General features: G+C 36.1%; 17 protein-coding genes and 1 pseudogene. 7 read left to right on the top strand and 11 right to left on the bottom strand.

The genetic code is table 11. The annotated features are described in order from the left end of the window. Nucleotides 1–18 precede the first annotated feature (18 nt). From IPI31_08430 to IPI31_08410, 5 genes are all read right to left on the bottom strand, one after another. Nucleotides 19–1,329 (bottom strand): aspartate aminotransferase family protein, encoded by a 1,311-nt coding sequence (locus IPI31_08430; protein MBK7567840.1) that lies wholly within the window; start codon nt 1,327–1,329, stop codon nt 19–21. A 510-nt stretch (nt 1,330–1,839) separates the two neighbouring features. Then, nucleotides 1,840–3,201, bottom strand: a complete 1,362-nt coding sequence (locus IPI31_08425) for an NAD-dependent succinate-semialdehyde dehydrogenase (GenBank protein ID MBK7567839.1) — start codon at nt 3,199–3,201, stop codon at nt 1,840–1,842. A gap of 6 nt (nt 3,202–3,207) precedes the next feature. Continuing rightward, a complete protein-coding gene (locus IPI31_08420; protein MBK7567838.1) occupies nt 3,208–4,614 on the bottom strand; it encodes a RagB/SusD family nutrient uptake outer membrane protein in 1,407 nt (468 codons plus the stop codon). A gap of 20 nt (nt 4,615–4,634) precedes the next feature. Further along, on the bottom strand, nt 4,635–7,736 hold the full coding sequence (locus IPI31_08415) for a TonB-dependent receptor (GenBank protein ID MBK7567837.1): 3,102 nt from the start codon (nt 7,734–7,736) through the stop codon (nt 4,635–4,637). A 39-nt stretch (nt 7,737–7,775) separates the two neighbouring features. After that, on the bottom strand, nt 7,776–8,297 hold the full coding sequence (locus IPI31_08410) for an Lrp/AsnC family transcriptional regulator (protein ID MBK7567836.1): 522 nt from the start codon (nt 8,295–8,297) through the stop codon (nt 7,776–7,778). A gap of 252 nt (nt 8,298–8,549) precedes the next feature. On the opposite strand from IPI31_08410, the gene IPI31_08405 reads away from it, so the two are divergent. Further along, nucleotides 8,550–10,424, top strand: a complete 1,875-nt coding sequence (locus IPI31_08405) for a mucoidy inhibitor MuiA family protein (GenBank protein ID MBK7567835.1) — start codon at nt 8,550–8,552, stop codon at nt 10,422–10,424. A gap of 144 nt (nt 10,425–10,568) precedes the next feature. Here IPI31_08405 and IPI31_08400 read toward each other — a convergent pair whose 3' ends face one another. The 3 genes from IPI31_08400 to IPI31_08390 form a co-directional block, all read right to left on the bottom strand. After that, a complete protein-coding gene (locus tag IPI31_08400; GenBank protein ID MBK7567834.1) occupies nt 10,569–10,856 on the bottom strand; it encodes a hypothetical protein in 288 nt (95 codons plus the stop codon). Between the two features lie 477 nt (nt 10,857–11,333). Beyond that, nucleotides 11,334–13,856 (bottom strand): CotH kinase family protein, encoded by a 2,523-nt coding sequence (locus IPI31_08395; GenBank protein MBK7567833.1) that lies wholly within the window; start codon nt 13,854–13,856, stop codon nt 11,334–11,336. Between the two features lie 533 nt (nt 13,857–14,389). After that, a complete protein-coding gene (locus IPI31_08390; protein MBK7567832.1) occupies nt 14,390–16,060 on the bottom strand; it encodes a beta-lactamase family protein in 1,671 nt (556 codons plus the stop codon). Nucleotides 16,061–16,756: 696 nt separating this feature from the next. Here IPI31_08390 and IPI31_08385 point away from each other — a divergent pair. Both IPI31_08385 and IPI31_08380 read left to right on the top strand, forming a co-directional pair. Then, complete coding sequence (locus IPI31_08385) at nt 16,757–17,044, top strand: hypothetical protein (GenBank protein MBK7567831.1); 288 nt, start codon at nt 16,757–16,759, stop codon at nt 17,042–17,044. Beyond that, nucleotides 17,008–17,859 (top strand): transposase, encoded by an 852-nt coding sequence (locus IPI31_08380; GenBank protein MBK7567830.1) that lies wholly within the window; start codon nt 17,008–17,010, stop codon nt 17,857–17,859. Before IPI31_08385 ends, IPI31_08380 begins: the two co-directional genes overlap by 37 nt. A gap of 170 nt (nt 17,860–18,029) precedes the next feature. Here the strand turns inward: IPI31_08380 and IPI31_08375 are convergent, their stop codons facing one another. From IPI31_08375 to IPI31_08365, 3 genes and pseudogenes are all read right to left on the bottom strand, one after another. Then, on the bottom strand, nt 18,030–18,890 hold the full coding sequence (locus IPI31_08375; GenBank protein ID MBK7567829.1) for a hydroxymethylglutaryl-CoA lyase: 861 nt from the start codon (nt 18,888–18,890) through the stop codon (nt 18,030–18,032). A gap of 6 nt (nt 18,891–18,896) precedes the next feature. After that, on the bottom strand, nt 18,897–19,415 hold the full coding sequence (locus tag IPI31_08370) for a hypothetical protein (GenBank protein ID MBK7567828.1): 519 nt from the start codon (nt 19,413–19,415) through the stop codon (nt 18,897–18,899). Nucleotides 19,416–19,525: 110 nt separating this feature from the next. Next, nucleotides 19,526–22,340 (bottom strand): annotated as a pseudogene (locus tag IPI31_08365) (leucine--tRNA ligase). 358 nt (nt 22,341–22,698) lie between these two features. On the opposite strand from IPI31_08365, the gene IPI31_08360 reads away from it, so the two are divergent. The 4 genes from IPI31_08360 to truB all read left to right on the top strand — a co-directional run bounded on the left by IPI31_08360 (nt 22,699) and on the right by truB (nt 25,421). Continuing rightward, nucleotides 22,699–23,424 (top strand): hypothetical protein, encoded by a 726-nt coding sequence (locus IPI31_08360; GenBank protein ID MBK7567827.1) that lies wholly within the window; start codon nt 22,699–22,701, stop codon nt 23,422–23,424. A 169-nt stretch (nt 23,425–23,593) separates the two neighbouring features. Continuing rightward, the gene (locus IPI31_08355; protein MBK7567826.1) at nt 23,594–23,881 is read left to right on the top strand and encodes a DUF3098 domain-containing protein; all 288 of its coding nucleotides are present in this window, start codon (nt 23,594–23,596) and stop codon (nt 23,879–23,881) included. A gap of 9 nt (nt 23,882–23,890) precedes the next feature. After that, nucleotides 23,891–24,727: an undecaprenyl-diphosphate phosphatase gene (locus tag IPI31_08350; GenBank protein ID MBK7567825.1), complete on the top strand. Its 837-nt coding sequence runs from the start codon at nt 23,891–23,893 to the stop codon at nt 24,725–24,727. 1 nt (nt 24,728) lies between these two features. Next, nucleotides 24,729–25,421: a tRNA pseudouridine(55) synthase TruB gene (gene truB / locus IPI31_08345; protein ID MBK7567824.1), complete on the top strand. Its 693-nt coding sequence runs from the start codon at nt 24,729–24,731 to the stop codon at nt 25,419–25,421. The last annotated feature ends 4 nt before the right edge of the window (nt 25,422–25,425 follow it).

Below are 25,425 nucleotides of genomic sequence, written 5' to 3'. Positions count from 1 at the left end.
TTGCAAAATACCTCTAAGTTATTGTGTTAATTCCATCAAACTTTCTTCTATAATTAATAATCCCTTTAACAGATCATCCTCCTCTATTACAAGTGGTGCGAGGTTACGGATCACATTTCCATATACACCGGCACTCAGTACGATCAAACCCTTTTCATAACAGCGCTGCACAAGTTTTTTACATAACTCTGTATCTGGTTTGGTGATATTACCATCTATACTTAATTCAAATGCCATCATTGCACCCAAACCCCTTACATCTGAAATATGTTTTGGAAATTTTTCTTTAAAAGCATTAAAGGCCTCCAAAATTTTTGCACCCACTTTAATTCCTTTTGCATTGATATTAATTTCCTCCATATAATTAAGCGTTGCTGTTACAGCAACACAGCACATTGCATTTCCGGAAAATGTTCCACCAATAGTTCCTGCATTAATATTATCCATCACTTCTGTTTTACCCATAACAGCCCCTATAGGCATTCCGCTTCCCATACTTTTTGCCCAAGTACTGAGATCAGGAATTATATCATAATGCTGAAATGCTGCCCATTTTCCTGTTCTGCCAAACCCGCTTTGTATTTCATCCAGAATTAAAAGTATTCCATGTTCATCACATATTTTTCTTAATTCCTGTAAATATTTTTTAGGTAATACATGAAATCCACCTTCACCTTGAACTGGTTCTACAATTATTGCTGCAACCTCTTTTGCCGGCACATACGTATTAAAAAAATCATTTAATTTATGAATATGCACAAGACTTACTTCATCCTCCGTTGCATAACCTTTAAAATACGAATAGGCCGGAAAATCTATTCTATAAATTTCAGGTGCATAAGGTCCGAATCCTGTTTTATATCCTACTTTACTTGTAAGAGTTGAAGCTAATAATGTTCTTCCATGGAATGCCTGCGAATAACATATAATTGCAGATCGATTTGTTGCCTGTCGTGCAATTTTAATGGCATTCTCCACCGCTTCCGCACCACTATTTGTAAACATCACTTTTGTATTCTCTCCATGTGGAATTAAAGAAATTAATTTCTCCGCCGCATCCAAATATTGTTCGTAAATAGAAACATTAAAACAGGTATGCAGAAATTTTTCCGCCTGTTCCTGAATTGCCTTAACCACAGGCGCCGGACAATGTCCCGCATTAATAACCCCTATTCCACCCCCAAAATCTATTAACTTTCTTCCATCCGCATCCGTAATTATTGCACCCCTCGCCGACACCACACTCGAAGGATTAAATATTCCCAATGCGTTTGGTACAAGTTTTTTTCTTCGTTCGTGTAATAATTCTGTTTTTGTTAATTCCTTCATTGTTCTGAGTTCTGACATGTAGTAGATCTCCTGCGTCGATCACTACATGTTTCGGTTCTGGGTTCTGAGTTCTGGGTTCTGGGTTCTGGGTTCTGGGTTCTGAGTTCTAAGTTGGTTATAAGTTTACATGGTTTGCAAAAGTTTCAGGCTTACGATCTGTTTGTTGTTCTTTAATCTTTGTTCTATACCTGTCCGACCACTGGCGGATTCGATATTATTTTTTTGGATGTCCATAAGTTTCAAGCTTAGGATCCGATTTTTATTTTTTATTTTTTAATGATTAATTTTTATTCATCTTGTTCAATTCGAAGCAATATTTTCCAATGTTACAAACTGCCCACTGTTACTGTTGACTTTTTTTCAGTATTACATTAATTTTGCGGCGTAAATTCTGCCCACTGCCCACTGCCCACTGCCCACTGCCCACTGCCCACTGCCCACTGCCCACTGCCCACTGCCCACTGCCCACTGCCCACTGCCCACTGCCCACTGTTGACTATGAACCAATTCTCAATTGTTCAAAAAAATCGTTTTAATATTCATAAACTCCTTCATCCCATAATGCGACAGCTCCCTTCCATATCCCGATTTTTTAATTCCACCAAAGGGCAAACGGGGATCAGATTTTACCATGGCATTTATAAATACTCCTCCTGCATTTATTTTTCGTGCTAATAATTGTGCTTTTTCAAGATCTTCCGTAAATAAGGTTGCACCCAATCCATATCTGCTATTATTTGCAATGGCGATCGCGTGCATTTCATCGCGTGCTTCAATTATACTTGCTATAGGCCCAAATAATTCCTCATCAAAAGCTTGCATTCCAGGTTGAATATTTTCTAAAATAGTTGGTTGATAATTTGCTCCCGACCTTTTTCCACCCATGGTAATAATGGCACCTAGTTTTACCGATTGAATTTCTTGTTGTTCCAATTGCTCAGCCAGATCAATTTTAGCCATTGGCCCGGTGGTAGTTTCTTCCGATAATTGATTGCCCTGTTTTAATTTATTTACTCCATCGAGTATTGCATTTATAAAGTCGACCTTACATTCACTTTCAACAATAAATCGTTTGGAAGCGATACAACTTTGACCTGCATTCTGAAATCGCGATTGAATTGCAATTTTTGCAGCATTTTTTATATTGGCATCTTTTAAAACTATAAGCGGATCGGAACCTCCTAATTCCATCACGGTTTTTTTAATATGTTTACCTGCAATGGATGCCACAGAACTACCTGCAATTTCACTGCCCGTTAAAGTTACTCCTTGAATTATATCGTGAGATATTATTTTTTCCATGGCACTGCTATCTACGATTACAGATTGAAATACATGTTCGGGAAATCCGGCCTCCCGAAAAATACTTTCAATTGCAAGAGAACATCCGCTCACATTTCTGGCATGTTTTAAAATAATGGTATTTCCCGCCATTAATGCAGGGGCTGCAAAACGAAATACCTGCCAGAAAGGAAAATTCCAGGGCATTATTGCAAAAACACAACCTACTGGTTCAAAAACAACATAACTTTTATGGGCATCACTTTTAATGATCTCCTTTTCTATCATGTTTTCTGCATGCGAGGCATAATAAGTACAATTCCATGCACATTTTTCTACCTCTGCCCTGCTTTCATTTAATATTTTCCCCATTTCCAATGAAATGGTCATCGCATATTTTTCCCTGTTCTCACGTAAAACTTTTGCTGCTTTATTTAAAAGATCTGCGCGAAAATCGATAGAGGTATTTTTCCAATCTGAAAATGCTTTTTCAGAAGAGGATAAAACCGTATCCAATTTTTGATCATCAAACAAAACATATTCTGCTATTACAGATTGATCAAAAGGATTTATAGATGTGAATTTTTTCATATTTAATTAGTACCCCGGATATTGTTGTAATAAACCACCACTGGCACCTATCTCACGATCAGGTATTGGGAAACAAGGTAAAACATCTTCTCCCAATATTTCATCCACCAATTGGAAATGCGCCAGATCATAATAACGATTACCCTCAAAATTTAATTCACTTCTGCGTTCATCCATCAAAACTTGTAAAAATTCTTCTTCATTAGCTATCACCACGGGATCTAAACCACGAAGACCGCGCAAAGTATTTATCTCATCAATTCCACCTCCAACAAACCCTTCTGCCTCCGCTTTAATCAAAGCCATTTCACTAAATCGAAGTATAAAAGCAGAATTATCCTGAAATATTTCTCCGCGATACTTTTGAGACCTGCCATCCGGTTCAATACTTACATCATTTGCTATAAAGTCAACCAACTGAGATCTGATATCACCATCTCTGGTTTCAAAAAACAATTTAAGATCTTCAGAAGTTAAAAAGGAAACTTCACTTCTTAATGCATCCGGTCTTGCATAGGTAAGTGCATTAAATTGACTTTTATCCTGCACATTAAATTGTAATTCAAATATGGATTCACCATTTGTAGGAGATAAATATATACTTAAAAATTCATCCCCTGACAAAGGGCCAAAAAGTCCTGAGCCGAATACCAGATCACCGTAAAATGCGGCATTTATATAATCACTTTTATATTGATATGTTCTTGCTAACAAAGCCTGACAAGCGGTTTTAGATATAAATTGTGTGCCTTTAAATGTTGGTTCATCAAAACGCAGATCATCGTCACTTAGAATTGATTCTGCTATTAAAAGATCAGTTAAGATCGCATCATAAGTTTCTACTACGGTATTTCTCGGAATGGCCGCATCATCAATTGATAAAATGGATGTAACAACCGGAATTCCAAGTGGTGATGTAATATCCCAATGTTCTCCCCACATGCGCAGTAGATCAAAATGTGCAAGTGCACGTATGGTCAGGGCTTCTCCTTTTATATCATTTCTTAATTCTTCTGACAATAACGGATCAGAAATTCCATCAATATTTGTAATGATCTGATTTGCAGTATAAATAGTATTGTAAATTGCTATCCAACAATTTTCAACATATATATTGGAAGCAGTCAACGCTTTTAACCCAAATTCATCGAGATCTGCATTGTCATATCCACCTGTTGCTCCATTATCGCTGTATGCATCACTTAACAATTGGTAATATCCGCCGTAATAATATTGGTTTTGCAAAGTATTGTATAAACCTATTCGTGCACTTTCGAGACTTGCAAGGTCGGTAAACATATCTCCGTTTGCAACATCATTTGTAGATGTTTCTGTCAGAAATTTTTCACAGGATGAAAATATTACCAGGAAAAACAGTATCCCAATTGGTAAAAATATATTTTGTTTTTTCATATAATTAAATTTAGAAAAAATTAAAATTTAAAGTTAAATCCCAGCATATATGTTCTCGCCTGCGGATAAGCCGCATAATCAACTCCTGCTGTTTGTGGGGCGCCACCACCGGTGGAACTCACCTCAGGATCAAATCCTGTATATTTTGTAAATATGTATGCATTTTGAACTTGCACATACACCCTCAAACTCTGATATAAATTCGTATTTGCAGGTTTGATAGTATACCCTAAACTCACTTCACGAATACGTAAATGCGATCCATCTTCAATACTTTGTGAGGAGTTGGAATAATAATTATAATTAAATAAAGATGCTCGCGGAATATCCGTAACATCACCCGGTTGTTGCCAGCGATCGTCAATTACATGCGAATTATTTGCATACACCTGATATAAAAAATAATCCTCATCCCATCCATAATCACTCCATCCACCTGTTTGATATGTTGATCTTATCAAATTATACACATCATTTCCAATGGTAAAGGTTGCTGCAATTCCCAGATCGAATTTTTTATATTTTACATTGGTGCTAAAGCCTCCATAAAAATCAGGTGTGGCCTTTCCAATAATAACTGCATCATCATCATCAATAATTCCATCACCATTTGTATCGGTATAAATTGGATCACCGGTTTCAGGATCAACACCTTCGTAAGGAACACCCCAGAAAGATCCTACAGGTTGCCCTTCTGCTAAAATATGTGTCGAGGTAAGATCATTATACGCACTAATTAAAATACTATCCGTACTAAGATCAATAATTTCATTATGTAAATAACTGATATTAAAGGAGAACGACCAATCAAAATCTTTTCTGTCAATTAAATATGCATTGGCAGATAATTCCACTCCACTGTTTTCTATATTTCCATAATTTCTGGTTATGCTTCCAAAACCTGTAGTTCCGGGAATAACATCTTCACTTAGCAGATCAGTTTTATTACCTTTATAATATTCCAGTGACCCACTAATTCTTCCTTCCCACAATTCATAATCGATACCGATATTGAGCATTTTATTTGTTTGCCATTTTAAATTTTCATCTGCTAAATTACGAGGACCAACTCCTGATTGTCCGTTGTAACCCACCGGCGACCAAAATGAAATATATTGATAATTTCCAATCTCCTGATCACCTGTAATACCATAACTCGCTCTTAATTTCAGATCAGAAATAAATAATGCACTTGGCCAAAAAGTTTCATCGCTCATATGCCACCCTGCGGATCCTGCGGGAAAAAATCCAAATTGATTTTCCGGTGAAAAACGAGAAGATCCATCTGCTCTCGCACTCAGTGAAAATAAATATTTACTTTGTATATTATAATTAACTCTTCCCAAAAAAGAAACAAGCGCCCATCTGCTGGAAAAACTTTCTCCACCTGTAATTAATGCAGCACTGGAAACATCCTGCAGATCTGTTCCAATAGGAAATCCCTGACCACTGATACTTAAATAATCGCTGTTCGATTCCTGTAGTGTAAATCCTGCAATTGCATTTATTGCACTTTTATTATTTAATGGTTTATCGTAACTCAAAATATTTTCGCCCAGCCAAACTGTTTGTGTAAAATTGCTATTAGTGGCTTTTCCACCAACTGTTTCTGCATCGGTAGTTAAAGGACTAAAATAAATATCATCACTTAAATTGGTATAATCAATGCTCCAGGTACTTCTGAATTTTAATTGTTGGGTTATTTTATATTCCCCGAAAACACTTCCCAAAGTGCGGAAACTTTTTGTTCCGGGAATTATTTCTTTTGTAGATAAAACAGGATTATCACTTAACCAGCTCGCCTGATAATCTTCGAAGTTCGCATAATTTCCATCCTCATCATATACAGGCATTAATGGAGAGGCTCCTATAGCATTTGTAACTGTTCCTGTATAAACATTATCGTTTAAACTTCTTCTGTTATTGGAAAAGCTGAGGGAAAGATTTTCACCCATCGAAAATTTATCGTTGATCTTATGATCAAGATTTAATCTGCTGGAATATCTTTTATAAAATGATTCAATTACAATTCCCTGTTGATCGAAATAGGAATTACTGATAAAAAAAGTTGTTTTATCATTTCCACCTGATGCCGAAAATTCAATGTCGTTAATAGGTGCATTTTGAAAAATTTCATCCATCCAGTTTGTGTTAACACCTGTATTCCAACTTTCCGGTAATTCATTTGTCGACAATGCAGGATCATAATCCTCCCCGAAAATAGTTGGATCGGCATTGTATGCATTTAGATCATTTAAACGGGCCTCATTTATCAGATCAACCAATTCTTCTGAACTTAAAAAATCAATTGGCCTGCTTACCTGTTGAATTCCGGTATAATAATTCAAACTAAAATTTGTTTTACCGGCCTTACCTCTTTTTGTGGTAATTAAAATTACTCCGTTAGCTGCACGAGCTCCATAAATAGAAGCAGCGGATGCATCTTTTAATATTTCTATGGATTCAATATCGTCAGGATTAATGTCAGAAATAGAACTAATATTCTGTCCGTTTCCAACGGAATTTCCCTGCAGATCAAAAGAAGTGGAAATGGAGGAATTACTTTCACTTATCATGGGAATTCCATCCACCACATAAAGTGGATTATTTTGTCCTCTAACACTTACCAATAAACCCGCACCTGGTGTTCCGGAAGCATTTCGAATATCAATTCCCGAAACTTTTCCCTGTATACTTCCGGCTATATTTGAAATGGGCTGATCGGCGAATTCTTCATTTTTTGTGGAGGAAATAGATCCTGTGATATCACTTTTCTTTTGCGTGCCGTATCCTACAACTATCACTTCATCGAGAGCACTTTCCGATCGCAAAACAATATTCAAATTCCCTGGGCCTGAAAAATTAATTTCTTTTGTTTTATATCCTACAAAAGAAATTATAAGTTTCCCGGATGCAACAGGTGATGATAAAGTAAAGGCGCCATCTATATCTGTTCCTGCGCCTACAGTAGGATCACTTTGCAAACGGATATTTGCGCCAACAAGCGTTTCGTTTGTTAATGAATCTCTCACAACGCCTGTAATTGTTGTTTGAGAAAAAATAGATACGAAAGTAAATTGCAACAGCAATACAATCAGAAATTTGTGTGATTGTTTAATCATAAGATCAGGTTTTAATATTATCGGGTAATCAAAAATATATTACTCCTCAACCTGATCAATTGCCTGCATATCTTCTTTTGATTTCAGCAGATAAAGATCGGGTTGAGCATATTTATATACTTTGAAATAAATATTAGTGGAACTTTCATAAATGCCATCCATTTTGGTGATCTGGGTAGTCATTAACTGCACCAGATGATCGTTATCACGGCACATTACATTAACCTCGAGGTCGTATGCTCCGGTAGTCATAGCTAGAAAACTCACCTCGGGCAAAGTTGCTATGCGTTCAGCCACTTCCGAAACTCTATCCACCGGTCGCACTTTTATTAAAATTTGGGCATAAGTATGAAATCCAATTTTTTCAGGATTTACGCGCCCAATTATGGTCAGAAGATTTTCCTCTACAAATAAATTAAACCTGTTGCGAACTGTGCCGACGGACACATTGAGTTCTTCTGCCAATTCAGTAAAACTTTTCCTGCCGTCTTTGATCAATAATTCCAAAACTTTGTAATCCAATTCGTCGAGCTGCATACTTAAAAGGTTTGATTGTGGCATGCAAATAATGCAAGAAATGAACGATTTTCCAAATTTTGATTACTTTTTTTCATGCCAAAAGGCATATTTCTACATTTTTTGCAGAAAATGGTATTTTTAGAAAATTGAATAAATTTTAAGTTATCATAATTTCCTGGAGTTAGCTCAATATTAATATTATCCAAAAGGTCATTGAAATGACATATTACTCCGACCCCTTAAATATTTAAATTTACCTATGAAATTTGTCGTTATTTTACCAAAAAAACCACTATGCGCATCCTCATTACCGGAATAATTATGCTGTTTACAACACAGCTCTTTACTCAAACCAAACAAAACATAACTTCTAAAATTGAAAAAGTAATTGTGTTTACCAACGGTGCACAAATTAACAGAACTGCCAAAACAAATATTGAAACCGGCAAAACGGAAATGGTGTTTACTGATATCTCTCCCTATATCGACAAACAAAGTATACAAGTTAAAGGGGAAGGCTCCTTTACAATTATGTCGGTGGGACATCAAATGAATTATCTCAAAGTGCAGGCGGTATCGGATGAGATACAACAACTGGAAAAAAGAAAGGAGGAGTTGGCAGAACAAATTACTTATAACAACTCGATATTAAATGTTTATAAGCAGGAACAACTTTTGATGGAAAAAAATCAGAGTATTGGAGGAAGTAATGTGGGTGTGAATACGGAGAATTTAAAAGCAGCTGCTGACTTCCAGCGCACGCGATTGACAGAAATATATCTGAAACAAAATGAACTCAATAAAAAAATAAAAGAGCTCAACGACGAATCTCAAAAAATAGCTCAACAACTAAATACACTTTTTGCAAAAAAGGAAAAACCCACCGCTGAAATTCATGTTATTGTATCTTCAAAGGCTGCAACATCCGGAAGTTTCGAGATCAGTTATTATGTTCTTAATGCAGGATGGTTTGCGAATTACGATCTGCGTGTAGATAATATTAATGAACCTGTGGAAATTTATTACAAGGCGAATGTTTATCAAAACAGCGGGGAAGATTGGAAGGATGTTAAAGTTACTTTAAGTAATGGAAATCCAAATGAAAGTGGAGTTGCTCCATTTTTATATCCATGGAGATTGTATTATGGAAATGCAGGTTATGTGCAAGGAAAAAAACAGGATTATAAAAATAATGGAATTACTGTTGTAAGAGGTAAAATAACAGACCAGAATGGCGACCCTTTATCATTTGCAACAGTAATTGTTAAAGGAACAACAGTAGGAACTGTAACAGATGCCGACGGTAATTATATGTTACAATTACCGCAAGGATCAAATTATCTTGTTTTTAGTTATATAGGTTACAATACTATAGAATTACCAATTTCCTCTAATCAGGTAAATGTTATGATGGTTGAAAGTACAAATATGCTTCAGGAAGTTACCCTCAGAAGTAACGCTGTTAATTCTTATGGTTTTAGTGGCGATGCAAAGAGTTTATCAAACTCTCAAAAGATCGACCTCAAAACGATCGCTCTCGAAACAAATTTTGAATATAAACCTACAACATTTACTTATGATATAACAGAACCGTATACCATTTTAAATGATGGAAAAGTCTACACCATTGATATAAAAGCTGTAAAAGTAAAAGCTGATTTCGAATATTTTGCAGTTCCTAAAATCGACAGAGATGCATTCCTCACTGCAAAAATAACCGACTGGCAGGATCTGAATTTATTGACCGGAGAAGCCAATTTATTTTTTGAAGGAGCTTATCTCGGTAAAACAATTTTAGATATTGCCTATGCAAAAGATACTTTGAGTATTTCTTTGGGAAGAGATAAGGGTGTGATAATTCAACGCAATAAATTAAAAGAATTTACGCAACGACAATTTATTGGCACAAATAAAAAAGAAATTATAGCCTATGAGATCGTGATCAAAAACAATAAACAACAGCCCATAAAAATTGTAATTCAGGATCAATTCCCAATTGCCACTGAAAATGATATGATAGTAGAAAAAATGGATTTCAGTGGTGGAAAAATAGAAGAAGAAACACAAATAATAACCTGGGAACTGAATCTCAACGCCAAAGAGGAGAAAAAATTATTGTTGCAGTATAATGTGAAGTATCCGAAGGATAAGGTGCTTCTTATTGAATAGGGGACACTAGAAGTAGGAAATAGGAAGTAGGAAATAGACAATCCAATCCTAATTTCCATTTCCTACTTCACAATTTTCGTGCTCTTATTTCCCCACAGAGTTACCGAAGGAACTCTGTGGATTCGGAGTAGTAATGTTTAGGGTTCATAATTGAGTATAGACACATATCTCCATTCCTGTAATATTAAGAATAACAACTTTTTTACCAGTAAACAATAATAATACCCCTGTTTGATTTTTGCTTTTGTTATTTATTCCACCAAATACATTTAAATTCCCGCTTTCAAAATTTAAAGCAATAAAATCAGACATGTTACATTTTGTTGAAATGGATTTCCATTCCTTATTGACAGAATTTAATAATAAAGCCTGAATAAAATTAATTATTATGAAAATAATTATAACACAAATAAATACTTTGAATCTATTCATAAATTAATTATTCCACAATTAACTTTATTTTATCTTGAAATCACTTTTATAATTATGATTGTCGTTATTTATTTTTATAAACATGAAAGGTATTCGATCCTCATGATAGGTAATCCTAGTCCTCCCAAAGCGTTCCTTCGGTAACACTGTGGAGAAACTCTCTGGAGTTATTGATTTTCTCCGAAGCAATTAACTTTATAATAATCGACCTTAGTGGCCAATAAATTTTGCCCACAAATTAATATTAATAGCAGCAAATTATTTTAATCCTTAAAATCAACCTCCGAATCCACAGAGTTCGCTGCGCGTAACTCTGTGGGGACACTCGATACGGAATAGATTTCCTAAAAACCCCACCATTTGTTTTCCTGATACCCGATACCTGATACACACTAAAGTCCTATTTCCTTTTCCAATGTCCTATGTCAGTCCTGTGTCCCGTGTCCTATTTCCTACTTCCTTCCTACTTCCTATTTCCTACTTCCCTCCCACTACCTTCACGCTCTTCCTATAATCCCCCGCAACAAACTCCACCAAATAAACACCGAATGATAAATTCAGATCAGTAAGATCCCATGCAATAAAATGTTGTCCTGGATTTGTGTTATCGGAAACAATTTTTGTGGCGATCTTTTGGCCGAGATTATTGAAGAGATTAAATGATACAGGAACGCTTTCTGTTAATTCGAAATTTATTATAATTCCGTTGGTGAAAACTGTTGGATAAACGGATAATGGAATTGTTTGTATTTCCTCAATACTTGTCGGAACTCTGAAAAATGCGGTGATGGTATCTGATTGAGTTAAGGTTGTCATAGTGGAATCCCAACCAGGAGAAAATGTTGCATGATTTGCTTCCCAGTGATCAAAAACATAAGCTCCCATATCATTGGAATATGCAATTAATTTATTTTCCATTCCTCCGAAATAAGTTCCATTCCAGGGAAGATCATAATGCGTAAGTGTATTTATTTTTATATGACCTGCCCCCGGAGGTTCTACATTAAATGTTACATCGTAAGGTCCTGTAAGTTCGTAACAATCACTCATGCCTGTATATAATAATGCGCAACGTTCTTCTATCCAGCTGCGCAATTCCATAAAATTTTCATGCCATTCATCGTAAGTACCGTACCATCTTTCTGCATGCATTGCCATTTCAGGTTCTATCACCGCCATCATGCTATCAAGTGAATACAACATATTTTCACAACTGAAAGTGGTATTATACAAATCGGTATATCTCGATAAATAAAATTGTTCGAATTCGGGATTGGTGCGCAATTTATTCATCAAACGAACATGACCTTCTCCATCAAAATAACTCGGTGGAAACCAGGTAGGATCGTATACATCAACATCACATGGCAATGCTTCCGGACCAACGGTTGGAACACCGGAATAATTAATATAAAATCCAAAAGTTGCATCAAGATCCCATAAAGTATAACCCCATTTATGATGCGTTCCTTCAGGATTAAATCCGCGCCAAACTGCAGTGTTATATATCAACCAATCTTTACAAACAGAAGAAGTATTAACACACATGTAATCTACAAGACTATAAATATCTAAAAGATCGGTCACCTTTTCATAATTGCTGTCAATGGTAAGATCATTATCATCTGCAAGATCACGAAGATCGTCCCATGCATTTTCAGTTGCTATTCCTCCATATTCACTCCAGGTATCTCCCCATGTCATTTGATATTGCAGATCATATTTTCCCTGATTGTAATAAAATTCCGTAAAATCATGATCATCCGTTTTTTCACGGAATGAATAAACTCCCCAATATTCACCATTTAAATAAACGATACATCTTGCTGATGTTCTTACATCCAATAAAAGATCATCATTTTTTGCAAGCATCTGAATATAATCATCGCGCATATGTGCACTTCCTTCATTTTCTGAATGATGTGCGGCAGGATAATTATCATCTCCTGCAGCACGAAAAATCATTCTCTGAAATTCATCTCTCTCCGATACATCAAAAAACTTTTCTTTTAATGCATTGCTATATCCAAACTCATCTCTGCTCACCCAATCTATACTGCGCTGATCATTTGCCCAGCTGTCTTGTCCATGCGAATTTAATTCGCCGTAAGATCTTGTTTTACTATCGAGATCCGCACCGAATATTTCAATAGAACCTATCGGTTCCAGGTCCTGATCACCATTTGCCAATTCCAATAAAGTATCAGCAGCAATCGATACCACACTCATGGTATGACTTACATTAATAAAATAGGTGTTAAACTGAATTTTACCCGGAAGTATATTTGGATCAGGAGAAAAAGTTCTTGCTTTTAATACCGTTGTATTTTCAATTAAAATAGAATCTGTGTATATCGGGTCATTTAATTTTGGTTCTGTTCCATCTAAAGTAAAATGAATTTCTCCACTTGGTTCAATGGTTGAGATACTAACATATACGGGTGTATTATAAAAACCTCCTGCTAAATTCATTTCCGGCCTGTCGCTATATGCGGAAAACATTAAAGCCGTATTATTTGTAGCACCCGGAGTTGGATCTGTACAAACTTTCCAATTTGCAGATCCATCCACACTTCTCGCTCTTGCATTATGCGTGAGTGTAAAATCCATAGTAAGCGAATCTATAATATTTAAACCCGCATCCGATAAAATAATTTGATCGGGATTATTTTTGGTTTGTGTAAGTCTGAAATTTACATGGAAATTATCACCTTCCACTACATCTCTGCCAGAGCACCAAATTAAAATAAAATCGTTTGCAGCAATTATAGTTCCTGCCGGAATTGTCCATTTATTTAATTCATCATCGTCGTCACTCAAATGATAACCACTAAGATCAACATCCAATCCGCCAACATTATAAAGTTCGAACCAATCCTCATAGTCGTTATGATTATCCTGAAATTGTTTCCAATTGGATGCTGAATATTCATTAATAACTACCTGACTATAAACCTGAGTACCTAAAAGGGCTAAGAGGAGAAAAAGTACCTGACGCATGCTTTATATTTTTTGTGTAAATATAAAGTTAAATTTATGTAAAGTTGGGACATAGGAAGTAGGAAGTAGGAAATAGGTGTCTTGTCCTGAAATAGGTTGACAATAAAAAGGGATGAAAAAATGTTGCTGAAAAATAGATAGTTTAAACTTGCTCAACAACTACCAGTCCCGAAGGGACGATACATCTTGTAACAACGGACTTTAGTCCGTGGTAACGGCAAAAAATGGACACAATACGGACACTGGAAGAAGGACACGGGACTGGACACAGGAAAAGGAAAGGGGGACACGGGATATGAAATACAGGACATGGGCCTAGACATTATACCAATTCGGAGGAAAAATCATCATCCTGACGATCATTGTCAATTATCAATTATCAATTTTTCCAAAGCTTAATCATCCTCCTGACGACACATTCTCAACTCTCAATTCTCAACTCTCAATTTTCACCCGAAGCTTAATCATCCTCCCGACGAAATTGTCAATTGTCAATTATCAATTATCAATTATCAATTGTCAATTATCAATTATCAATTGTCAATTTTTTTCGCAGTCGTAACCCCCATTTCAGAAACGATCTTCAAACTTCCATCCTCCAAAACGATCTTTTTATTATTATTTGGTGCGGAAAAAATATTATTATTTTCCCATTCAAACATTTTATCCGGCGTTTCCAATTCGCGGGCATCGCGCAGAGTTTGATCATTCCAGACATACATCATATATACAACATCCTCTTTAAAATTTATTCTTGCTACTGTAATATAAATATTCATTTGAGGGCGGAATGCAGTGCCTAATATTTCAGTATTAATAAATCCTCCATTTTCCTTGGTGGTTTGTTTCCACATTTCACCAGGACCGTTGGCGAATTCTTCTGCGGGCATATCCCAGGCATCAGCAATTAATTGGTAATTTTCGGAAAATAATCCGCTGAGCATTTCCTGAGTTTTGCTATTGTATTTTTCAACAATTTCTTTTTTTTCAGTGCCATCACTTATCAATACATTAAATGCAGCGGGTGTTGAATAAAGAACAATTAATCTGTCGAACTCATCAAATTCCACTGTTATTTTTGACGCTTCATCAAGAGCATAAATACCATTGCTTTTTTTAATCAATTCCGGATCGGGCACTTCATTAATTCCCCTTAAAATATCATATATTTTTAATGCATAATCATCAGATACTTTTCCGCCGATATTTACATTCACAATAACACAGGTTTTTGTTTGCTGATTAAATCCCATAAAAGTGCTCAGCGAAATTCCATTGCCACCATTGTGCCATATCATTTTACCCTCCGGTGAATCCATTATTACCCAACCATATCCGTAATAAGTATCTCCATCAGGATATTCTTTAATATGAGGTGTAAAATATTTTTCTTTTGCCGCATTATTTAAAATTTTCTCTCCTTCCAATGCCAACGTCCAATTATACATATCATCCAAAGTGCTCAAAATACCACCGTTAGCTTTTAAATGCCAACCCGGACTAATTCCATTAAACCGCTCCGGCATAGTTCCCCATCTTTCACCATCTGAAGTATAACCTACACTCAGTGTATTAGGATCATATTGTGGAATTATATATCCTGTATGCAACATTCCTGCAGGAACAAATATTTCATCATGCAAAAATTGTTCGTATGTTTTGCCTGACAATTTTTCCACTAAGATTCCTAAAATTGAAAATCCAACATTTGAATATTCATACATTTCGCCGGGGGTAAAAAGTAATTCTTCGTTAAATGCGCGTTTCATAAAATCTTCGGAACTGATTTGTTCGAAATCATCACCAACGGCTCCCGGAAATCCCGCTGAATGTGTCAGTAAATGATGTAAGGTAATATTCTTTTTATCCGCAGGAATTTCCGGAAAATATTTACTCAGCAGATCAGAGGTTTTTAATTTACCTTGCATCTCCAATTTCAAAATTGCTGCACCGGTAAATTGTTTGGTGATAGAACCAATATCAAACACCGAATTCCCATCTTCCGGCATTTCCGTTTCTCTATCCTTCCACCCATAACCTTCCTTCAAAATAATTTTCCCCTCATGCACCACCAATACATTTCCCGAAAAATTATTGGTTTGCGCTTTTTTGAAAAAATTATCTATTTGCTCTGCATATTCATTTTGAGTAAATACAATAATTGCAGAAAACATTACGAAGAGAAAAATTACTATTTTTTTCATAGGTCGGTCTTTTAGAAAATGCTAAATAACAGGTTTTTAATTCAGTAAACTAGCAATTAACCTTTATTAGCTTTTATTAATGTAAATTAATGAGTTATGAGTTATGCCCGCCCGGATGACCCGGTCGGACGGGAGTAATGAGTTTGAATCTCGATAGCCGTTTACTTCTACTCTTGACTAATGACAATTTTTCGTGAATCGTGAGGCGTGAATCGTGAGTTTACTTATCGGTAGCCGAATGCTTTTACTCCTGACTAATGACTCTTGACTTTTTCGTGAATCGTGAGTTTGCACATCAATAACCGTTTACTTTTGCTCCTGACTAATGACCATTGACTCCTCCCAATAAACCCACCCTACCTCTGCGCTCTCTGCACCCTCTGCGTCCCCTGCGTGAAATTTTTATTCCACTATTTAAACCTTTTTAATAACCCTGCGTGAAAATATACCCTGTCCCATTTCCTATGTCCTATGTCCTTTTCCAATGTCCTACATCAAGTCCTATGTCCTATGTCTTATGTGATAAATAGCACTACATAGGTAACACATTTTATCGTAGCACTACATAGGTAACACTTTATTTTGTTTTTTAGCATAAAAGGTTGATACTCATCTAAAAAGGTGATGAATTCGTATCAGCAAAGACAAGAGGCGGTCCAAAGGTTTTTAAAGGGTGAACATGTAACTCATATTGCAATGGTATTTAAGAAAAGCCGCAAATGGGTTCACCACTGGATAAACCAATATAACCTTAGAACTGATGAACTTAGTTGGTTTAAAGATCGAAGTAAGGCACCCAAAAAAAACTCTTCAACTTTATCCATTGAGTTGGAGGCGCAAATTCTGCAAATCAGAAAGGAATTGGTAAACGAAAGGATGGCGCAAATCGGAGCAATTTCTATTCAATACCAATGCGAACTTCGTGGAATTAAACCTATTCCTTCGGTATGGACAATCAATCGATTAATAAAAAACATGGATTAAATACAAAGCCATCAGGTTATAAATCACCCATAGAATATCCTGAATTATTTCTTCATACCCATCAATTAGATCTGGTGGGGCCTAGATATATTAAAGGTGATGGAAGATACTATAGCGTCAATATTTTAGATATAAGTTCTCATACCTGTTTTGTAGAAGCTGTTCGCACAAAAGCATCAGAAAACATTCTTCAGGCCATTGCTTCCTTCTGGAAAATACATGGCATACCGGACGCTTTACAAATGGATAATGAATTAGCATTCCGGGGAAGCAACCGATTCCCCAGAAGCTATGGAAATGTTGTGCGCTTTGCTCTTAGCCTAGGGGTAGTCGTTATTTTTATTCCTTTAGGAGAACCTTGGAGAAACGGCAAGATCGAACAGTTTAATAATACTTATCAGAAGAAGTTTGTGAACACGCATACATTTAAAAATCTGGAAGATCTATCTATGCAAGAACAAAAATTTATACAGTTCCATAATAGTCATCATCGCTACAGCGCACACGGGCAAAAAACACCAGATCAAGTAAAATCGTTACAATTATCACCTACTTATTATAATGGCACGATACATCTGCCTAATCTTAACCCAAAAATTAAAATACCACTAACAGAAGGGAATATTTTTTATATCAGATTTATTCGAAGCGATCTAAAACTTCATTTGGCTAACGAGGTTTTCATTATGAAGCCTGAATTAAAGTACAGTTATGTTGTGGCCATAATTAATATTGAAAATCAATTGCTTATTATCCGCCAAAATGACGAAATAAAAGAGATACTTCATTATCCAATGACAATAAAAAATAAATAACCTTCTTGTTTGATTTAAAGCCAAAGGGAAAAAGTGTTACCTATGTATTGCTATAGAATCGACCCTTAAACGCCCTTAAGGGCAACCCCAAAATACAAGGATCTCTAGGGAGTGACCAAAAGTGTTACCTATGTGATGCTATACAACACTTATGTCCTATGTCCCTCCAGCTAAACGGGAAACGTCAGCAACGCCTTCCGCACACTCTCGCGAAATTCTTTTAAATTAATATTCAATTCAATATCCTCATGTCTGAAATATTGAATAATATTTTCAGTAGCCATATTACCTGTGAGATCATCAGCAGCCATGGGACAACCACCAAAACCTTTTATTGCACCATCAAATCTTCTGCATCCACTTTTATAGGCTGCATCAATTTTTTCCAACCAGGCATCGGGGGTAGTATGTAAATGTGCACCAAATTCCACTGCGGGAAATTTCGGAATTAAATAAGAAAATAAATATTCAATGGATTCAGGATTTGCAATTCCAATAGTATCAGCAAGTGAAATATATTTAATATTCAACTGCACCATTTTTTCCACCCACTCCGCAGCTACTTCGGCACTCCATGGATCACCATAAGGATTACCGAAACCCATGGAAATATAGATCATTAATTGTTTGCCATTATCATCACACAATTGTTTTATTTCTTTAACGCGGTCAACACTTTCTGTAATAGAAGAATTTATATTGCGCTGCTGAAATGTTTCGGAAATGGAAAAAGGAAATCCCAGATAATTAATGCGTTCAAATTTAACAGCATCTTCCGCTCCTCGGACATTTCCGATAATGGCGAGTAATTTTGATTTGCTACCTGAAAGGTCCAACTGATTTAAAACCTCAGCTGTATCCGCCATTTGCGGAATTGCTTTTGGTGAGACAAAACTTCCGAAATCAATGGTATCAAATCCAACCTTTAATAATTGGTTAATATATGCCACCTTTTTTTCCGTAGAAATAAATTCATGAATACCCTGCATGGCATCGCGCGGACATTCTACTAATTTTATTTTCTCAGGCATTTTTGATTAATTTTCATCATTAATAGTAATTAATGGTTTGGGTTCCGGTATTATAAGTTCGGGATTAAAATCGGGAAAAAATTGTGTTTTCATTTCCGGAGTTAATTGTTTAATATCCAAAAAATACCAATTTAATCCGGCATCGGTGGATACAGCCAACAATGTACTTTCACTTATCATTCTTCCACCCGTGTATTTCATGTATACAGTTTGTGTAATAGTGGAATGTAATTCACTTCCGGCTTCAAAGATTGCTCCTGGCTCACCAACTGTAGCGGAGTCAACGAATACACCATCTGCTTTCATACCATCCATCATTTGTTTAACCATCGATTCCAATACTTCTTTCCCACCTGCTATTTCCAGAATTTTTGGATAAGTATAATCTAATAGATCACTATAATTTTCATCTTTAAAAGCAGTTACCATTTTTTCGGCTTGGGACTTAATATTTACTGATACGTCCTGAGCTGTAGAAATTAAAAAAGAAAAAAGGATTGGAATTAAAAAAAATATTTTTTTCATTGTTTTGTAATTTGGATTAATTTGCCGGGAAGACGGAAAGAACGGGAAGTTTTCGGAAAGGAAAACTGACTCTGGCCCAATTCACACGACAAATAAGATTTAACTAATATTTATACTACTACGTTTACAATTTTCCCCTTCACTATTATCACTTTTTTAGGTGTTTTACCTTCCGTCCATTTAATTACCGATTCCAACGCCAAAACAGTTCTTTCTATTTCTTCAGTTGGCATATCCAAAGGTAATTCCACATTCGCTCTCGCTTTTCCGTTTATGGAAACGGGATAATTAAAAGAGTTTTCCACCAGAAAACTATTCTCAAATACCGGCCAGGTTGCAGCGTGAATGCTTCCCCTGTTTCCTATTTTTTCCCATAATTCCTCCGCAATAAAAGGAGCAAAAGGAGCAACCAATATCAACACCTTTTCAAGAACTTCTTTTTTATAACACTTTAAGGTTCCCAATTCGTTCACACAGATCATAAAAGCGCTTACCGCAGTGTTAAATCCTAACCTTTCAATATCCTCACCCGCTTTTTTAATCGTTTTATGCAAGATTTTTAATTCTTCATTGCTCGCCTTTTCATCCGTTACTTTTACATTGCCATTCTCATCAATAAATAAGCGCCATAATTTTCGCAAGAAGCCGTATACTCCGGTAATGCCTTTGGTATCCCAGGGTTTACCTGCATCAAGAGGACCTAAAAACATTTCATACACGCGAAAACAATCTGCTCCGTACTCATCGATAACTTCATCTGGATTTACAACATTGTGTTTGGATTTGGACATTTTTTCCAATTCAATTCCGCAATAGAATTTGCCGCCTTCTAATATAAATTCAGCATTTGCAAAATCACTTCTCCATTTCTTAAATCCCTCTAAATCCAAAACATCACCATCCACCAATTTCGTATCAACACGTAATTCCGTTACTTCGTAATTATCTTTTTCACTTTTGGTCACAAATAAATTCGTCCCGCTAACCCTATAAACAATTTTTGAAAATCCCTGGATCATGCCCTGATTTACCAATTTTTTATAAGGCTCATCCATCGGCACTAATCCAAGGTCAAACAAAAATTTATTCCACATTCTGGAATATAATAAATGCCCAACAGCGTGTTCAGTTCCGCCTATATAAAAATCAACATCCTTCCAATAATTTATTTTTTCTTTCGATGCGAATTCATTTTCATTATCCACATCCATATACCGATAAAAATACCAGCTCGATCCGGCATATCCCGGCATGGTATCAGTTTCACGTGTTGTATTATCCGGTAAATTCACCCATTCTTTAAGGGAAGATAATGGTGATTTTCCCGCACCACTTGGTTTATATGTTTCTACTTCGGGAAGTAAAACAGGCAATTCTTTTTCTGCTAATAAATAAGGTATTTCATTTTTATAATACACCGGAAATGGTTCACCCCAATAACGCTGACGAGAATAACCTGCATCGCGCATACGGAAATTAATTTTTCTTTTTCCAATTCCCCTTTTTTCTATCGCGTCTAAAATAGTTTTTATTGCATCCTTAACTTCCAGATCATTTAACAGATCAGAATTAATTAATTTACCAATTTTATCTTCTCTGCTCGCATTAGGAAAATTCGATTGATCAACAACCTCAATTATTTCCAAACCAAATTTTTCCGCAAAAGCACGATCTCTTTCATCATTACTCGGAACAGCCATAATTGCTCCTGTGCCATACCCCGCCAACACATATTCCGCTATGTAAATTGGTATATTTTTTGCTGTAAAAGGGTTAATTGCATAGGCTCCCGTAAATTGTCCCGTTACTTTTTTTACTTCACTTATTCTGTCGCGTTCACTTCTGCTTTTTACATATTTAATATATTCTTCAACCTCAATTTTTTGATCTGAAGTTGTAATTTTTGAAACCAATTCATGTTCCGGTGCCAACACCATAAACGTTGCACCGAAAATGGTATCTGGACGAGTGGTAAAAATTTGGATAGCTCCCCCTTCACCCCCCGTGCCCCCCTGGAGGGGGGATTGCTTCGAGTCAAAATTAATTTTAAAATCAACCAGTGCACCTTCACTTTTACCGATCCAATTGCGTTGCATTTCTTTCATGCTGTCGCTAAAATCAACACGATCCAATCCTTCCAATAATCTTTCTGCAAAATTGGTTATACGCAGAAACCATTGGCGCATTTTTATTTTTTCAACAGGGTGTCCGCCGCGTTCACTTACACCATCTTTTACTTCATCATTTGCCAAAACAGTTCCCAAAATTTCGCACCACCACACCTCAGCATGATCTAAATATGCCAAACGAAATTGCATTAAAAATCGTTGCTGTTCTTCCTCCGAATATTTATTCCACTCTTCTGCAGTTATTATTTGTTCACATTTATCAAGATCAAATAATTTTTTACTTCCTTCTGTATTTAAAATCGAAATTAATGAGTCGAGATATTCCGCCTTATCATTAAATGGATTATACCAGCATTTAAATAATTGCATAAATATCCACTGCGTCCATTTATAAAATTTTGGATCACTCGTTTTCACTTCACGGCTCCAATCGTAACTGGAAACCCATGCGCATTAATTGTTCACGGAAATAATTAATATTTTTTTCGGTGGTAACCGCCGGATGCTGACCGGTTTCAATCGCATATTGCTCAGCCGGCAAGCCAAAAGCATCAAAACCCATCGGATGCAAAACATTAAATCCCTTCAACCTTTTATAGCGCGAAACAATATCACTCGCAACATATCCCAGCGGGTGCCCAACATGCAAACCGCTTCCACTCGGGTATGGAAACATATCCAATACATAATATTTCGGTCGCGTTGTATCCTCAACAACCTTATATAATTGGGTTTCCTCCCACTTTTTATTCCATTTTTTCTCTATTTCCTTTATCCGGTCTATCGAATATTCCATGCGCCAAAATTAGCGAATTCAGGGCATTTTAGGGAAAACAGAAGCAATCACAATTGTCTAAAGGCGTTTTGGGCCTGCCCGAATGACCTAAGCGATAATTTCAAACCTACTTTAAATTATAGGACTTGATAAATTTATCGATAATGCAATTATGTTCAATTGGTCAGGCGGGCGTGTCCCTACGGGTCGGGCTTTCCACTGCAACTCCTCGCCTCGTGCCTCGGCTGCGGGGTTTCCGTTGCAATCCCTCACGCACTCTCCCGTAAAATACAATTTCTACCCAAAGTATTCACTTACCCACAGCAATTTCCAATAACCTTTTGCGTTCAATCGGGTAAAACCGCTAAATTTGCAGCCAATGTCGCAACAGGCCGGAAAATCGCTTCAACGCAAGCAAACGCATTATATCAATTCCATCCTCATCACCTCATTAGCATTGCTGATGTTGGGTTTAATGTGCATTCTGTTCATTTCCTTTAAATATGAAGAAGCCAATATCAAAGAAGACCTTGTAATTTCTGCTTATCTGAAAGAAGGACTAACCCAAACCGATATAGATAAATTATTAAAAAAGATAGAAGCAGAACCTTCTGTTAAATCAACCAAATTTATTTCTAAGGATGATGCCATGAAGATCTTTGAAAATAAATTCAACGAAGATCCTTCAGAAATTCTGGGTGATGTAAACCCATTACCTGCATCGGTGGATATCAGTTTAAATGCATCTGCAGTTAATATCGACAGCATGGGAATGTTTCGCGAAAAATTGCAGATATATCCCGAAATAACCCATACAAGAGCAAATGAGGAATTAATTAGTTCGGTAGACAGCGACCTCAAAATTGCCGGATTTGTAATTGCCGGACTTTCCATTTTATTTTTGATAATATCCATAGCCATTATTGATAAAACAATTCGTCTGAGCATGTATTCCAATCGCTTTTTGGTGAGAAGTATGCAGTTGGTTGGCGCTACACGTTCCTTTATTACCGGACCATATGTTCGCAGAAGTATCATTAATGGTTTGTGCAGTGCAGGTGTTGCAATGATAGTTTTATTTATTGCAGTAATGTGTACACAATAATTTTCACTATTGGGATTTTACCAATGCAACTTTAAAAAGAGGATTTATATATACTTTTTTAATGCTTTTAGGTGTGGGAGTTATGATCACCTGGTACAGCACTAGAAATTCGGTTCACAAATACATCAACATGAAGTTGGATGAATTGTATTAATATTAATTTAGTAAGATGTTAGACAGCAAACAAACTCAAAAAAAAGAAGCACCAAAACCGGTTAATCCCGCAAATTTTATGGGAAAAATGGTGTTGGGAAAAGAAAATTATTACCTTATCATTCTGGGTTTGGTAGTAATTATAATCGGATTTATTTTAATGAGTGGTGGTAAATGGACCGACCCCAATGTATTCCCCAGAGCGGAGGTATACAGTACGCGCAGGATCACCATTGCCCCTATTGTTGTGATAGTTGGATTTGCCATCGAAATTTATGCTGTGTTTCACAGATCAAAAAAATAATCCCGTTTCATGACCATATTCGAAGCAGTTATTCTTGCTATAGTAGAAGGAATAACTGAATTTTTACCCGTTTCCTCTACCGGGCACATGATAATTGCATCTTCCTTAATGGGTATTGCGGAAGATGATTTTACCAAAATATTTACGGTTGCTATTCAATTCGGCGCAATATTATCGGTGGTAATATTGTATTGGAAAAGATTTTTTAAAACGGTAAATTTTTATTTAAAGTTATTTATAGGATTTATTCCTGCAGCAGCAATAGGATTTTTATTTGGTGATGAAATTGATGCCATGTTGGAAAATGTAACCGTTGTTGCAATTGCCTTGATTTTAGGGGGAATAGTTTTATTATTCATCGATAAATTATTTGGAAGAGATGAAGAAAAGGATATTACTTCCACCGATAATATATCCTATAAAAATTCCTTTCTTATCGGAGTATTTCAATGCCTCGCGGTTATTCCAGGTGTGTCGCGTTCTGCTGCAACAATAATCGGGGGACTCACACAAAAACTCACAAGAAAAACTGCGGCTGAATTTTCTTTTTTTCTCGCTGTTCCAACCATGTTTGCTGCTACTGCTTATTCTTTATTTTTAAAAGAAATTGAAGAAGGTCCAAATGCAGGAACAGCAGCCTATGAAATATTATTGAGCTCCAATAATAATATCCTGTGTTTTATTATTGGAAATATTGTTGCATTTATAATTGCATTAATTGCCATGCGCAGTTTTGTCAGCTTCCTTACAAAACACGGATTTAAAATTTTTGGTTATTACCGCATCATAGTAGGTTCCATTATCTTAATTTTACTCGCATTGGGTGTTGATCTCAAGGTAGTTTAATATGTATACAGCGAAACAATTTATTGAAGGAACTTATTTGCTCATCGATAAACCGATGCAATGGACTTCCTTCGACGTGATAGGTAAAATACGAGGACCCTTGCAGCGATTCTGCAATCAGAAAAAATTAAAGGTTGGCCACGCAGGAACCCTCGATCCTCTCGCAACCGGATTACTTATAATTGTAACAGGTAGTTTCACCAAAAAAGCAGAAGAACTACAAACGCTCGATAAAGAATATACCGGAACTATAACTTTAGGAGGCATAACTCCGAGTTATGATGCTGAAACAGAGATTACAGAAACTTTTAGTCTGGAAAATATTACGGAAGAAAAAATAATTGCTGCTAAAGAGAAATTTACAGGAACCATAGAACAGGTTCCTCCAATTTATTCATCTGTAAAAGTAGATGGTCGCCGTGCATATAGTTATGCAAGAGCAGGAGAGGAATTAATAATTAAATCACGAAATATCACCATCTATTCCTTCGAAATAACTTCGATAGAATTACCTCTGGTGCATTTTAAGGTAAGTTGCAGCAAGGGAACCTACATCAGAAGCCTTGCACATGATCTTGGAAAGGAATTAGGTTGTGGAGGTTATTTATCATCTCTTCGCAGAACAAGAGTGGGTTATTTTAAAATAGAGGATGCAATTTCGATAGATCAGTTTATGGAAAGTATCACCTCTTAACGTT

It is taken from the genome of Bacteroidota bacterium (assembly GCA_016706865.1).
Lineage (GTDB): Bacteria > Bacteroidota > Bacteroidia > Chitinophagales > BACL12 > UBA7236.
Note: the sequence above shows the minus strand (reverse complement) of the source record. Positions and strands in the feature narration are given on the sequence as shown.